Annotated in this window: 12 protein-coding genes; 3 read left to right on the top strand and 9 right to left on the bottom strand. The window is 71.0% G+C overall.

All coding sequences use genetic code 11. From position 1 onward, the window contains the following. The first annotated feature begins 76 nt into the window (after positions 1–76). Positions 77–571, top strand: a complete 495-nt coding sequence (locus tag ACFQPD_RS03265) for a bifunctional nuclease family protein (RefSeq protein WP_385898379.1) — start codon at positions 77–79, stop codon at positions 569–571. Here the strand turns inward: ACFQPD_RS03265 and ACFQPD_RS03260 are convergent. Further along, positions 525–866, bottom strand: a complete 342-nt coding sequence (locus tag ACFQPD_RS03260; protein ID WP_385898376.1) for a hypothetical protein — start codon at positions 864–866, stop codon at positions 525–527. The genes ACFQPD_RS03265 and ACFQPD_RS03260 overlap by 47 nt on opposite strands. 47 nt (positions 867–913) lie before the next feature. Here ACFQPD_RS03260 and ACFQPD_RS03255 point away from each other — a divergent pair, with 47 nt between their 5' ends. Then, positions 914–1,519, top strand: a complete 606-nt coding sequence (locus tag ACFQPD_RS03255) for a GNAT family N-acetyltransferase (protein WP_385898373.1) — start codon at positions 914–916, stop codon at positions 1,517–1,519. 3 nt (positions 1,520–1,522) lie between these two features. Here ACFQPD_RS03255 and ACFQPD_RS03250 read toward each other — a convergent pair whose 3' ends face one another. The 8 genes from ACFQPD_RS03250 to ACFQPD_RS03215 form a co-directional block, all read right to left on the bottom strand. After that, positions 1,523–2,728: a hypothetical protein gene (locus ACFQPD_RS03250; protein WP_385898370.1), complete on the bottom strand. Its 1,206-nt coding sequence runs from the start codon at positions 2,726–2,728 to the stop codon at positions 1,523–1,525. Beyond that, positions 2,725–3,201: a signal peptidase I gene (locus ACFQPD_RS03245; protein ID WP_385898368.1), complete on the bottom strand. Its 477-nt coding sequence runs from the start codon at positions 3,199–3,201 to the stop codon at positions 2,725–2,727. The genes ACFQPD_RS03250 and ACFQPD_RS03245 overlap by 4 nt, the downstream gene beginning before the upstream one ends. Positions 3,202–3,221: 20 nt before the next feature. Next, complete coding sequence (locus ACFQPD_RS03240; RefSeq protein ID WP_385898365.1) at positions 3,222–3,668, bottom strand: hypothetical protein; 447 nt, start codon at positions 3,666–3,668, stop codon at positions 3,222–3,224. Between the two features lie 311 nt (positions 3,669–3,979). Continuing rightward, entirely contained in the window at positions 3,980–6,382 is a 2,403-nt protein-coding gene (locus tag ACFQPD_RS03235) for a response regulator transcription factor (protein ID WP_385898362.1), read from the bottom strand. A gap of 221 nt (positions 6,383–6,603) precedes the next feature. Then, positions 6,604–8,217: a hypothetical protein gene (locus ACFQPD_RS03230; RefSeq protein ID WP_385898359.1), complete on the bottom strand. Its 1,614-nt coding sequence runs from the start codon at positions 8,215–8,217 to the stop codon at positions 6,604–6,606. Positions 8,218–8,380: 163 nt separating this feature from the next. After that, entirely contained in the window at positions 8,381–9,778 is a 1,398-nt protein-coding gene (locus ACFQPD_RS03225) for an ABC transporter substrate-binding protein (RefSeq protein WP_385898356.1), read from the bottom strand. Positions 9,779–9,843: 65 nt separating this feature from the next. Next, positions 9,844–10,767, bottom strand: coding sequence for a carbohydrate ABC transporter permease (locus tag ACFQPD_RS03220; RefSeq protein ID WP_385898353.1), 924 nt, complete (start codon positions 10,765–10,767; stop codon positions 9,844–9,846). 12 nt (positions 10,768–10,779) lie between these two features. Further along, on the bottom strand, positions 10,780–11,691 hold the full coding sequence (locus ACFQPD_RS03215; protein ID WP_385898350.1) for a carbohydrate ABC transporter permease: 912 nt from the start codon (positions 11,689–11,691) through the stop codon (positions 10,780–10,782). 258 nt (positions 11,692–11,949) lie between these two features. On the opposite strand from ACFQPD_RS03215, the gene ACFQPD_RS03210 reads away from it, so the two are divergent. Next, entirely contained in the window at positions 11,950–14,211 is a 2,262-nt protein-coding gene (locus ACFQPD_RS03210) for an alpha-galactosidase (RefSeq protein ID WP_385898347.1), read from the top strand. Positions 14,212–14,239: the final 28 nt, after the last annotated feature.

The following is a 14,239-nucleotide window of genomic DNA, read 5'->3' as shown; positions in this document are numbered from 1 at the left end:
CGGCGCGCGCCCGGCATACGATGGACATGACCGCGACAACCCGGCCCCCGCCGGGACCCGCTGGGAGGTGGAGCGCATGATCCCCGTCCGCATCGCCGGGTTGGCCCTCGACGCCAGACAACAGCCCGTGGTGATCCTCAAGCCCCTCGACGAGGACCTGGGCCACGGCCGCATCCTGCCGATCTGGATCGGCGGCCTGGAGGCGGCCGCGATCCTCAAGGGCGCCGACGACACGCCGCCGCCCCGCCCCCTCACCCTGGACCTGATGCGCTCCATGCTCGAGGCGCTCGACGCCGAGGTCGAGCGGATCGCCGTCACCCGCATCGACGACGGCACGTTCTACGCCGAGATCACCCTCAACACGCCCCTCGGCGACCGCGTGCTGGACGCCCGGCCCTCCGACGCCATCGGCCTGTCGCTCCGAACCGGATCCGTCATCTGGGTCGCGGAGGACGTCCTCGACCAGGCCGGGATCGCGGACGAGCGCGAGGAGCATGTCGATGAGGAGGAGGAGATCAAGGCGTTCAGCGAGTTCCTCGAGCACGTCGACCCCGAGGACTTCCAGGGGTGACTCCCCGGTAGTGCTCCCGGTGGTAGGCGTCGATGGTCTCGTCCACGTCGCCTTCGAGGGAGAGGAACTGCCGCGCCAGGGTCGTCGCCAGATCCTCGAGCGCCAACCCGAGGTGGATGCCCGCATCGCGAACAGTCGCGTCGGCCGAGGCCTGGGCCGCGTCGCGCAGCGCGACGGCGTGGACCAGTTGCTTGGCCAGCGACGTGTCGGGGTCGGCCTCCTGGAAGTAGAACTGCTCGGAGTGCTGCGTGAAGTCGCTGCGAACCTCCAGCAGCTGCCTGGCGAGGGCGCGCACGACCGGATGACGGCACGCTCAGCCGGGCGGACGTGGGAAGCTGCCTCATGAACTGGATCGAGCTCGTCGGCTACATCGCCTCCGCCTTCGTCGTGCTGTCGTTCGCCATGAGTTCGATCGTGAAGATCCGGACCATCTCGCTCATCGGGTCGGTCTTCTACGTCGGCTACGGCGCACTCATCGGCTCGATCCCGATCATCCTCGCCAACGCGACCATCGTCGTGTTCCACGTCATCGCGCTGTCCAAGGAGTTCAGCAGCTCCACCGAGCTGGGCGCCGTCCCCATCGCGCCGGACGCGCCGTTCCTCGTCGACTTCCTGCACTCGCACGAGGACGACATCGCCGCCTCCCAGCCGGAGTACCGCCGGCGCCCGGCCGACACCGCCTTCATCCTCATGCGCGAGGGCATGCCCGCAGGCGCCGTCCTCGGGACCCGCGACGGCGACTCCCTGCACCTGGCCCTGGACTACGTGCTCCCCGCCTACCGCGACTCACGGCTGGGCCGGTGGATCTACGGTGCCCGCACCAGCGCGTTGCGCGCCCACGGAATCCGGGAAGTGACGGCGGGGCCCACCACCGACGTCCACCGCCACTACCTCGAGCACGTCGGCTTCGAGCGGCGCGGCGATCTGCTGGTCAAGACGCTCGCCTGACGCTTACGGCGCAGAGGGCACGGTGACGCAGTAGCCGACTTCGGCCGAGGTCTCCCCGTCCTTGATGTTGCGGTTGGGTCCGGTGCCGCCGATGGTCCAGAGCCCAGATGCCGCATCGAAGGCGATCGTCTCCCCGTTCCGCAGCCGGATCGACGTGGGGTTGATGCCCCGCATCGGCGGGAGCCGGGTGTCGAACGTGGCCGTCCACCGTTGCCTCTCGGGCGCGTCGCCGACGACGACGAACGCGAAGCAGTAGCCGTCGTCGCTCCAGGACAGGGAGCGCTGTCGCACGACGTGCCCCGCGGAGGTCGCGACCGGCACGAGCCCCGACGCGTCAGGCCCCGGGCCAGGGGTGGGCGTCGGGGTGGGGTCGGTCACGTCGAGCGTGGCGCCCGCCGTCGTCACCGCGTACTCACCTCCTCCTGCCGCGATCAGGAGTTGCGGGCGCAGGACCAGGATCGCGAATCCCGCGACACCGGCCGCCCTCGGCAACTCCGGCAACACCCGGGCCAGGTCCACGGTGACGCGCGACCCGGCGCCCCCCGGCGCCGCGGCCACGCCGTCGTCTCCGACCCGGGCGACGACGGCGGCCCCACCGGCCCCCTCCAGGCTGAGCAGCAGCCGGGCTCCGTCGATCTCCTCCGGCCGGACCGCCGGGACGTCGACGCTGACCGTGGCGAGGTAGCGGAGCCCGTCGCGGTCGACCAGCGTGAAGTCCGCCGAGGCGGCTGCGGGCTCGACGACCTCGCCGCGGAATGCCGACACGGTCCCCCGGACGCCGCCGAGGTCACCCTCCAGCACGACGGCCTCCCCGCGGCTCACCGCGACCGCCGTCACCCCCGCCAGGTCGACGAGCGCCAGGGTGCAGCCGGGAAAGTCGATGACGACGGCCCCCGACTCCCGCACGGCGGCCACCCCGCCACAGGTCCCGCCCGCCCCCCGGGCGGTGACCTCGATGCGAGCGTCGGTCCCGAACTCGTCGGCCGAGGAGACCCTGACGTTCTGCAGGCGGCCGAAGGAGGCCGCGGGGACGCCGACGTTCCAGTCGAGCGTGACGGTCGTTGCGCCGCCGACATCCGCGCGCGCCCCGCCGAGCGGGGCGACGACGAGCCCACCGAGCGTGGCGGCCGAGCTCGTCACCAGACCGAGGCCCAGGATGACGGCGGCCAGGACGACGACCATGCGGGCGCGGACGCGGGACGTCGTCACGCTGCCGGCTCCGGATCCGGCGTCGGCGCCCGGCTCGGCCACAGCAGCGCCAGGACGACCAGAGCAGCTGCGCCCCCCAGCAGGATTCGCTGCAGCGACGACCCGAGCAGCAGCCCGACCTTCGGCACGTGGGCGACCGCCCGGCCCATGATGTGCCGGGACGGAGTGAGCCACGGGTCGGCCTCCGCGTTGTTGTCCCCGAGGGTGATGTACGCCTCGGCGCCGTCGAGCGTGCCGACCGCGCTGATCCGGTGGATGGCGCGGCCGCCCTCCCCCGCCTGACCGGGCGGCACCTGGAACGAGATGACGTCGCCGACCTCGTAGGCGGGTTGCCTGATCGTCAGCACGAGGTCGCCGGTGTAGTAGGTCGGCTCCATCGAGTGGCCCTGGACGAAGGTCAGCCCGGTGATGCCGCCCCACGTCGCCGGCCAGACGGCCGCGACGAGCAGGAGCGTCAGCGCCCAGGGCCCCACTCGACGCACGATGCCGGCGGTCAGTCGATCTCGGACGCGGAGACCGCCACGACCCCGCCGTCGATGACGACCGACGCGCGCGCCACATCGTGGGCGGTCACGGTGCCAGCCGGATCGGTCCAGGACTCGCCGCCGTCGGTGCTGACGTACTCGACCAGCACGGCGTCGGCAGCGTCCACGAGCGTCAGCTTGATCTCGGCGTCGTCGGAGATGGTCTCTGCCGGGTCGGTCGCCTGGAGGTCGACGGCGCTCACGACGTACGCCTGCGCGGCCGCGTCGTAGGAGGTGTCGAACGTGAGGGTCACCCCGTTCTCGACGGGGGCGACGACGGTGTTGCTGTTCGCGCCCAGTGACTGGTTGTCGAGTCCGCCCAGGGTGGCGGCGGAGGCCGAGACGATCGCGAACGTGGCGACAGCGGCGACGACGGCGCCGATCCGGCGCTTCGACACGGGGGACGTGGTGCTCATGGGTTCTCCTCGATGCAGATGGGGTGCGCCACGGCCCGCGGTGGGTGGTGCATGTGCCATCCCGCGAAGCCGGCGCCGTGACCCCATGTCTACTGGGCACGATGCGGTGCCGCATCGGGACCGCGGCGCCCGGGTGACGACCCGGAATCACCCTCATGTCACCCTCATCACGCTCCCGCCATGCACTTTCGTTAGTAATCCACTCGCCGAAGGTCGACTGGTTCCCCCCGGCTGGCCTCCGGATTCACCCACGACTTCACCCGGTTCACCCACGGCCACCCGCGTCCGCTGCGTCCGCTGCGTCAGATGCGTCAGATGAGGCCGCGTGCCCGGGCGATCGCCAGCGCTCCAGCCCGGTCCCCAGCGCCCAGCCGCTTGTAGGCGGCCTTGGCCGTCGAGCGCACCGTCTCGGTGCTCACAACGAGTCGCCGGGCGACGTCGGCCATGGTCCCTCCCTCGGCGAGCGCCTGGAGGACTTCCCGCTGGCGGCGGGTGAGGGCCCCGTCGACGCCTCCAGCCACCGGAGTCGGGGCGACGGCGAGCCCTGGATACCGGGTCAGGCGCTGCCCCATCAGCGGCGCGATGGCCGTCAGGGCGGCGTCGGGCAGGACGGCGAGCGCCCCCAGCACGTTGCCCCAGTCCTGAGAGTTGGCGAGGACGCGGACGTCGTCCGCGCGCGCCGGGTCGTCGACGATGCAGGCGATCTGCACCCCCGTCGCGACGATGCGCCACCGGTTGGACAGCTGATCCGAGCGCAGTGCGTGGTCGAGTTGTGCGGCCGCGGCGCCCGTCCGGCCGGCCGCGCACTCCAGCGCGGCCAGGAGCACCGCGTTGAGCGATCCGGGGACCTGGGCGTGTTCCAGGACGCTCCGGGCCTGGCCGATCATGCCGCGGCGCAGCAGCAGCATCACGAGCACGCTCTGCAGCGGCCACCACTCCCAGCCGGGGCGGCCGGCCCACGCGGCGCGCTGCAGCATGGACCCGGCCCACCTGGCGCCGGCCTCCGGACTCCGCCACAGCGCTAGCTCCAGGGTCCGAATGGTCGACTCGTGAGGAGCCCACGCGCGGTCCGGGTCCACGAGCGGCGCCTCCTCCGGCCCGGCCTGTCCCAGGTCCAGCACCGCGTAGGCGGCCGCCAGCGAGCGCAGCGCGTCCTGGGACGCCTCCTGCCCCACGCGGTACCGGTCAGCCTCGGCGAGCTGGGCCTCGGCGGCGCGGGGCAGGCCGCCGTGCGCGGCCATGAGCGCGGCGCGCAGCATGACGCCGCGACGGAGGCCCGAGTAGTGGTCCATGCGCGCGCCCATGTCCATGCTCATGCGCACCGCGGCCGCGGAGCAGTCGCGGGCGATCCCCATCTCGCCGAGCACGAGGCCGGCATCCGCCGCGCCGAGGAGGGTCCCGCACACCACGGCGGCCTCGTCGTGCCGCCTCCGGTCCAACGACAGCCCGGTGGCCGCTTCGGCCACCAGCCATCGGGCAGCGTCGAGGAGTTGGCGGCGCGCCTGCGTCGCGCTCGCCGGCCGCCCGCCCGCGGCGAGCGGATCGAACCACTCACGCAGTCTCGCCAGGGTCGACCCGGGCTCGGGGGCCCGCTGGGCGGACAGGAGGTATCCCAGGTCCTGCCAGGCCTCGGGGGTCGAGGAGCTGATGCGGGCCGGCCGCTCCAGTCCGTCGAGGTAGCGCCGGGCCCTGGTGAGGTGGCGCAGGGCGGGCGGGAAGTGCTTCGGCCAGGCGCTGCGGACGCACGTGACATGGGCGGCGGTGAGGTGGACGAGCGGGTGCATGGTGGTCGCGAGGACCTCGTCGACCCGCTCCCACTCTCCGAGCGTCGAGTAGACGCGGATGCGCTCCAACCCGGTGAGGTCCGGGGCGACGGCATCGGCCGCCTTGAGAACGTCGGCGTGCCACGCATCGACCGCCGCGGGGTCGGCGTTCCCCCAGGCGCGGAAGACGGCGCTGGTCAGCCCGTCCGGCAGGCTGGATCGGTGCGGGCCCGCGACCGTCACCGCCGTGGACGACTCCCGCAGCTCGCGCAGTTCCTGCGGCGTGACCGTCCGCTCCAGGAGTGCTGTGGCGATGGCGGTCACGGTGTCGTCGCCGGCACGGCCCAGGGTTGCCTGGAGCCGCAGCAGGGGGTCGCGATGGACCTGTGGCAGCACGACGGCGGCCCACGGGCGGGCCGCCTCCTCTACCTCGAGCGCATAGCGGCGCGGGTCGCTGTACGGCACGTGCGAGAGGGCCGGCACCCCTCCGGTCTGGTGGAGGATCTGGTGGAGGACGACGGGGTCCGCGGCTTCGGGGTGGACGGCGAGGATCTCGTCCTCGGTGAGTACGAGGTCCTGGTGCCGCAGGACCCGGTCGACCGTCAGCAGCTCTGCCCAGTCGCATCCGTCGAGCTCGGCGGCGACGACCACCCTCGTACCGACCAGCGCCGGGTCCGCCAACAGCCTCCGGACGCGCTGCGCGGCCCGGTCATCGGCGTCGTCGACATGGAGGACGACGAGGTCGGCGTCGCTGACCGACGGCTGAGGCTCGTCGCCGGTGAGGCGCAGCCGCGTGACCCGTCCGACGTCGAGGAGCGCGACGGCGCGGTCGACGATCCGCCGCGGGTGGTAAGGCGGCGGAGCGCAGACGAGGATCAGCTGATCGGTGCGCAGCGCGGACACGACGCGCCGAGCAACCGCATCCGCCACCGGGCAGGGCTTCACGTGCACCAGACGCACCACCTTCCCGTTGGAGGGTCCTCGGCGCCCCACGATCGCCAATCGGTGGCACTTTGCCGTCTGACAGGGGGGTGCGTCAACGTAACCTTCGGACAGAATCCGTTGTCAGACGCGCTGCGTCTCGGTTAGTGGTCTGCAGTTTTCTCACTGTGGAGCCTCTCCTGTGCATATGCACCTAGGAAGCCCCACAGCGAGAAAAGTGCAGGTCCCCCTCACTCGGACGGGGTCGCGGGCTCGGTCGCGTCGAACGGGTCGGCGCCCTCGTGCGCGAACCAGTCGTAGTGGATGCTCCGGTCGCCGGCCTCCCAGCGGGACGGGGTGGCCGTGTGCAGCCAGTCCACCGGCCGCACGCCCCCGGGGGCGCCGCCGTCGAGGGCCAGTCTCAGCGCGGCGGCGAGGTCGGCGTCGACCCGGTCGGTGCGAGTCGCGGGGTCGACTGACACGAACAGCACCGTCCCGGATCGGGCGATCAGGTCGAGGTACTGCCGGTTCTTGCCCCAGTCGGTGGCCGGCGTGCTGGGCACGCAGTCGGCGTCGACGGCGAAGAACCGGCCGTGCTGGGCGAGCCGGAACGCGAGTGTGTTGACGCCCACGCGCCGGGTGCGCTCCCAGACCAGGCCGGAGGTGTCGTCGCCGGTGCGCTGCGCCTCGACGAGGCCCGCGGCGAGGTGCCCGACGACGTTGCAGCCGAGCACGACACCGTCGTCGCCGGCGGCACCCCGGATCACCCGGTAGAAGTCGACCAGCACCTCGGCGGTGGTCCGGGTGCGGTCGTGGACGTGCACGCCGTCGGCGATGGGACGCGGGCCCATGGTCGGCCCCCACTGGCCGAGCGCCTCGAAGGTGGAGAAGTCGTGCTTGATGAGGTCGTAGCCCCAGTCGCGGATGCGTCGGACGTCGGCGGCGACCCGCTCGAGGGTCGCGGGGTGGCTGGGGTCGAGGGCCCAGCCACCCTCCCACGGACGCAGCCCGCCGGCCTCGGGCCGCCACCGGTGCTGCAGCGGGCGGAACCAGATCCCCGGCCGCACCCCCTCCGCGGCGATGCGGGCGGCGACCTCCGCCATGTTCGGGAACTCGCCTGGGCGGCCGACGTCCCAGGGGCCGCCCGAGGCGGGCAGGCCGTCGGCGGTGCCGTCGATGCTCCACCCGTCGTCGACTACCCCGAAGGGCCGGACGGGATGGTCGCCGACGAGGTCGGCGATGGTGCGGGCGTCGCGGGCGACGGCGTCGGCGTCGAAGTCACGGCCGTAGGCGTAGTACCAGTTGTTGGCGCCGACGAGCGGACCGGTGGGTCGCGGGTCGCGGCAGAGCGCGGCGGCCAGGGCGCCCTGGACCGTGAACGGGTCGCCGCCGTCGACGAACCGGACGACGGCGGCGGTCAGCTGGCGGTCGCCCAGTAGGACCGCGTCGGAGCCGGCGCGGACGTCGAGCCAGAGCGAGACTCCCGCGTCGTCCACGGTCCAGAAGGCGAACGATCCGGCGCGGACGTCGACGCCGGCGCCCCACGTGGACCCGGCGGCTGGCGAGTGCGCGAGCACCATCCACGGGTGTGCGACGTCGGGGCGCAGCGGCTGCCAGCAGGTGTCGCCGTAGGTGCGCTCCCAGGCGTCGCCCAGGATGAGTGCGTCAGCGGGGAGTGTGCGGCGCCAGCGGAGATGGACTCGGCTGAGCGGCGTTCCAGCCGTGGCGAGCCGGACGGTCAGTCCGCCGTCGGCTGCTGGGACGAGGTCGACGGCGACGCCGGCCGCGGCCGGGGCGCGCCAGGTGTCGCGGGGTCCGGGCTGGACCCGGACCAGGTCCGGCGTCGGGACGGTCAGGCTCGGCATGGCTGCTCCTGTGGGGCGGGATGGTTTGAGCAGATGGCACCAGTCGCGGAGATCCCCCCGCGGTGCCTGAGCGTGGGCTCGGCCGCGACACGTGCCATCTGCTCAACTCAGACCAGACGAGGGGCCGGACGGTCACCCGCCCGGCCCCCCGTCGGTCAGTGGATCAGCCGTTGAACAGGGCGTTGACCTGCTCGTTGGCGGCGTCCAGCGAGTCCACGTCGGCCTGACCGGTGAACACAGCGTCCACAGCCGGCTGCATGATGCCGTTGATCTGCGAGGCGTAGTCGGTGATCGGGAACAGGAAGGTCGTGCCCTCGTTCACGTGCACCAGGAAGGGCTCGACGTCGATGCCACGATCCGCGAACGCAGCGTGCGCCTTCTCGGTGGCGCTGGGGATGGCCGGGAAGACCACGCCCGCCTCGCCGACGACGTCCTGGCAGGCGGCGGAGCCGAGGTACTCAACCCACTTGACGGCCGCGGCCTTGTTGTCCGAGCCGACCCACACCGAGTCGGCGAGACCGTTGTACATCGAGGCGCGCTCACCGGACGGGCCGACGGGGGTCGGGGCGAGGCCGGTCTCGACGCCGGTGTAGCCGAACATCTGGTTGATCATCCAGGAGCCGTTGGTGATCATGGCGTACTTGCCGGCGCCGAAGATGTCGCCGGAGCTCTGGCCGGTGACGGCCTCGACGGTGGGCATGTAGCCCTTGTCGGCCAGCGACGCCATCCAGGAGATGGTGTCCTTGAACTCCGGGGCGTCGTAGTTGTACTTGGTGCCCCAGGGGTTCTTGTCGGTGTGGGTCCAGCCGGTGGTGCCGGTGTACATGGACCACTGGGTCTGGCCGTAAGCGCCGCCGGAGCCGCCGTCGAGGCCGAGGCCGTAGACCGCGACCTTGTTCTTGTCGAAGCCGGGCTCGTCACCGCGCACGCCGTTGGTGTCGACGGTCAGGTGGGCGATCATCTTCTCGTAGCTGCCGCCGTCCTGGGGGTTCCAGTCGAGGCTGGCGAGCTCGGCCTCGTCGACGCCGGCGGCCTCGATGAGTGCCTTGTTGTAGAAGATGGCGACGGTGTCGAAGTCCTTCGGCAGGCCGTAACGCTGGCCGTCCTGGCCCACCCACAGATCGGCCAGCCCCTCCTGGTAGTTCGACACGTCGAAGCCGTCGGCCTCGAGGGTGGCGTCCAGCGGGACCAGCTGGCCCTGGGACACGAACTCGGGGTACTTCGACAGGTGGTTGGTGAAGACGTCAGGGGCGGTGCCCGCCACGAAGCCGTTGGTGACACCGGTCCAGTAGTCGTCCCAGGCGTACTGCGTGATGGTGACGGTGATGCCGGACTCCTCCTTGAAGTCGTCGGCGCACTGCTGGTAGGCGGCCTTCTGGTTGTTGTCCCAGAGCCAGTAGTCGATCTCGCCGGAGGCGGCCGACGTGTCGATCGCGTCGCCGGCGCCGGTGGCGCCCGGCTCGGTGGTGCCGTTGTCGCCGCCGCAGGCGGTGAGCGTCAGGGTCAGGGCGGTGAGGGCCGCGAGGGCCGTGCCGGCCTTGCGGAGCTGGAATCGGGCCATGGTGGGGTTCCTTTCGTGACGGGTAGGTGAAGGATGAGTGGGGTTGTCTTGGAGTCGGACGGCGGTTACTTGCTGCCCGAGTAGCCGATCGAGTCGATGATTCGACGGGCGAAGGCGAAGAACAGCGCCAGGACGGGGATGGCGGCCACCAGGGTGGCGGCCATGAGGCCCGCCCAGTCCGGCGAGCCGGCGGGGGTCTGGGACCTGAACACGCCGAGCGCGACCGTGAGCACGCGGGTGCCCTCCGTGTTGCCGACGAGCAGTGGCCAGAAGTAGTCGTTCCAGGTGGTGATGAAGGTGAGGATCCCGAGGGTGGTGATCGGCGCGGTGCTCATCGGCAGGATGATCCTGAAGAACGTGCGCCAGGGTCCCGCCCCGTCGAGCGAGGCCGACTCCTCGATCTCCCGGTTGATGCCCAGGAAGAACTGGCGCAGGAAGAAGATGGCGAACGGGGTCATGAGGAATGTCGGCAGGATCATGCCAGGGAAGGTGTTGAGCAGACCGAGGTTCTTGATCAGCAGGAAGTTGGGCAGGCTGGTGAAGATCGGCGGCACGAGCAGCGCGCCGAGGAAGATGCCGAACACGAGGTTGCGGCCGGGCCAGCGGAGCCGGGCGAAGGCGTAGGCGGCCATCGCGGAGAAGAACACCTGGCCGAGCGTGACTGCACCGGCGTAGATGACCGAGTTGCGCAGGTAGAGCCAGAAGTTCACCGACGCGCCGGAGCCGCCCTCGGCGATGGCCTCCTCCTGCGTGGCGAGCCCGAGCACGCGCTCGAAGGCGCCGAACGTGAAGTCGACGGGGAGCAGCGACGACGGGTCCGACGACAACGACCGGCTGGTCGACAGTGCCGTGCGAAGCATCCAGTAGAAGGGGAAGAGCGAAAGGATCAGGAAGGCGATCATCACGGCCCAGGCGAGGATCCGCCCAGCGCTCATCTTCTTTCGTTTCCGCACCGGCGCGTCGGTGCTGGTGTCAGCGTGGTTGGCCATGGTGGGACTCCTTTACGCCAGGTCCGACTCGCCGGCACGCAGCATCCGCAGTTGGATGGCGGCCAGGACGGCGAGGATGATGAAGAGGATGACGGCCAGTGCGCTGCCGTAGCCGAACTGACCTTCACCGAAGGCCTTCTGGTAGATGTAGTACTGCATCACGCGGGTGACGTTGACGGGTCCGCCGCGCGTGGTCACGGCCACGGTGTCGAACACCTGGAACGAGCCGGTGACCGTGATGACCAGGATCATCGCCAGCACGGGACGCAGCAGGGGCAGCGTCATCTTCCAGAAGGACGTCCACTCGGAGGCGCCGTCGATCGAGGCGGCCTCGTAGATGTACTTCGGGATGGTCTGCAGGCCGGCGAACACCAGCAGGGCGGTGTAGCCCATGTGCCGCCACACGTTGACGAAGGCGATGGTGGGGATGGCCCACGTCTCGTCGGCGAAGAAGGCGATCTTGGATGCGCCCATCCACTCGATGACCTGGTTGAACAGGCCGATCTGGTAGTCCAGCAGCCAGAACCACAGCATGGCGGCGATGACGTTGGAGATCAGCCACGGCAGCAGGAGCGCACCGCGCAGCGCGATCGACTTGGTCAGCCGCTGCATGAGCACCGCCAGCACGATCGCGATGACTGTCTGGAAGCCGATGTTGAGGATGACGTACCAGATGGTCACGGCCATCGCGTTCCAGAACAGCGGGTCGACCGCGATCTTCTCGAAGTTGTCGGTGCCGATCCAGGTCGGCGACCCCAGGATGTTGTACTGCGTGAAGCTGAAGTAGAAGCCGCGGATGGCCGGCACGAGGTAGAAGACCACGAATCCGACGCCGGCAGGCGCGATGAACAGCAGTGCCGTGAGCAGATCGCTGCGGCGCTTGCGGTCCGGGACGAGGTCCGGCTCGGTTGCTCTTGTACTCACCACGTTCCCCTCTTTGGGATGGGCCCCGGCGACTCTGTCCGGGGGTGTGCTGGTTTGCATGATGGAATCTACACGCGTCACATGCAGAGCGCGACCTTCCGTTACCAACTTGTTATCCAGGGAATTTTACGCTTGATTTCTTAACAGAGCAGGTGCCACCATGTTGTCTACATGAGTAGATGACCGGCGGCCAATGGAGTGCCGCTAACTCGCCGGCCCGCTCCTCCACACAGCACGGCCAGATCCAGGAGGGATCCCATGAGCCACCCCGTCAACGCCTTCGTCACCCTGCGGTCCGAGGGGGTCGGCGTCGTCGTCGACCTCGCATCCGGCCGCCTCCCCGCGCTCCTCCACTGGGGCGCGGACCCCGGCGAGCTCACCCTCGACGACGTCGCCACCCTCGCGCTCACCGCCGTGATGCCCGCGGCGCCCAGCATGGTCGACGACCCCACTCGGCTGGCCATCCTCCCCGAGCACTGGGCCGGCTGGGTCGGCCGCCCCGGCCTCAGCGGCTCGCGGCCCGACGGCTCGGCGTGGTCGCCACGGTTCGTCACCCACACCCTCCTCATCGACGGCGAGCCGCGCGACGCCTCCGACGACACGCCCGCGCTGATCGAGCTGGGCACCGGCGCCCTCACCGTCGTGGCGCGCGACGACGTCGCCGGCCTCGAGATCACCCTCACCCTCGAGCTCACCGCGGGCGGCGTGCTGCGCAGCCGGGCGGTGCTCGCCAACACCGGCGGCGACGAGTACCGCGTCGACGACCTGATCCTCGCCTACCCCGTCCCGACGGTCGCGTCCGAGCTCCAGGACCAGGCGGGCCGATGGGCCAAGGAGCGGGTGCCGCAGCGCCGCGCCTTCACGGTGGGCGCCCACGTCCGCGAAGGACGCAAGGGCCGCACCGGCGCCGACGCCGCGACCGTCCTGCACGCGGGTGTGCCCGGCTTCAGCTTCGCCGACGGCGAGGTGTGGGGCGTGCACGTCGGCTGGTCCGGCAATCACACGCACCTCGCCGAGCGGAACTTCACCGGCGAGCAGGTCATCGGCGGCGGCGAACTCCTCCTCCCTGGCGAGGTGGTCCTCTCCCCGGGCGAGTCCTACACCAGCCCCTGGCTTTACGGCTCGTACGGCGTGGGCCTCGACGAGGTAGCCCGCCGGTTCCACCGCTACCTGAGGTCGCGGCCGCAGCACCCGTCGTCGGTCCGCCCCGTGACCATCAACGTCTGGGAAGCCGTCTACTTCGACCACTCGCTCGAGCCGCTGCTGGAACTCGCGGAGAAGGCCGCCGCCGTCGGCGTGGAGCGCTACGTGCTCGACGACGGCTGGTTCGGGGCCCGTCGCGACGACCACGCGGGTCTCGGCGACTGGGTGGTGTCCCGCGACGTCTGGCCGAACGGGCTCCACCCGCTGGTCAACCGGGTCAAGGAGCTCGGCATGCAGTTCGGCCTGTGGTTCGAGCCCGAGATGGTCAACGAGGACTCCGACGTCGCCCGCGTACATCCCGAGTGGATCATGGCGACCGGCGGCCGGACCCCCGTCGAGACGCGGTTCCAGCAGGTGATCAACCTCGGTATCCCCGAGTGCTACGCCCACATCCGCGACCAGATCTTCGCGATGCTGGCGGAGTACGACATCAGCTACATCAAGTGGGACCACAACCGCGACCTCATCGACGCCGGCACCCACCCGCTCGGGCGGGCCGGGGTGCACGCCCAGACCGAGGCGGTGTACCGGTTGATCGACGAGATCAAGGCCGCCCATCCGGGGCTGGAGATCGAGTCGTGCTCGTCGGGCGGCGCCCGCGTGGACCTCGGCATCCTGCAGCGGACCGACCGCGTGTGGGTGTCCGACTGCATCGACCCGCTGGAGCGGCAGGACATGATGCGCTGGACGCAGCAGCTGCTGCCGCCGGAGATGCTGGGCTCGCACATCGCCTCGCTCACGTCGCACACCACCGGCCGGACCCACGAGCTGAACTTCCGGGCCGCGACCGCCCTGTTCGGGCACCTCGGCATCGAGTGGGATCTGCGCCAGGCCTCCGACGACGAGCTGGCCGAGCTGGGTGAGTGGATCGCCTTCCATAAGGCGCACCGGGACCTCCTGCACGGCGGTGACCTCGTGCGCCTCGACTTCCCCGACGAGTCGCTGACGGCCACGGGCGTCGTCGCCCCGGACCGTTCGCGGGCGATCTACTCGTATGCCGCGGTGTCGACCCACGTCACGAGCCTGCGAGGCCGGCTCCGGATGCCGGGGCTCGACCCGGCCCGCCGCTACCGCGTCTCGCCCGTCCTCGTCGGGCGGGTGCCGTCCGGCCTGCGGCCGCCGGCCTGGTGGGGCGTCAAGCGCGATATGGCCACCGAGACCGTCGACCTCACCCATGGACGACCGCCGAAGCTGGTGCCGGTGGCCGAGGAGGCCGGGGTCGTTCTGCCCGGAAGCCTGCTCGCCTCCGCGGGCCTCATGGAGGCGTCCGTGCACCCCGACCACGCGCTGATCTACCTCGTCGACGCCGTCGACTGAGGCGGTTTCGGCCGCCGCGGGCCGCGGC

Source organism: Tessaracoccus sp. O5.2 (assembly GCF_964266725.1).
Classification (GTDB): domain Bacteria; phylum Actinomycetota; class Actinomycetes; order Propionibacteriales; family Propionibacteriaceae; genus Arachnia; species Arachnia lapidicapta.
The sequence above is the reverse complement of the archived record's forward strand: the minus strand, read 5'-3'. Positions and strand labels throughout refer to the sequence as shown.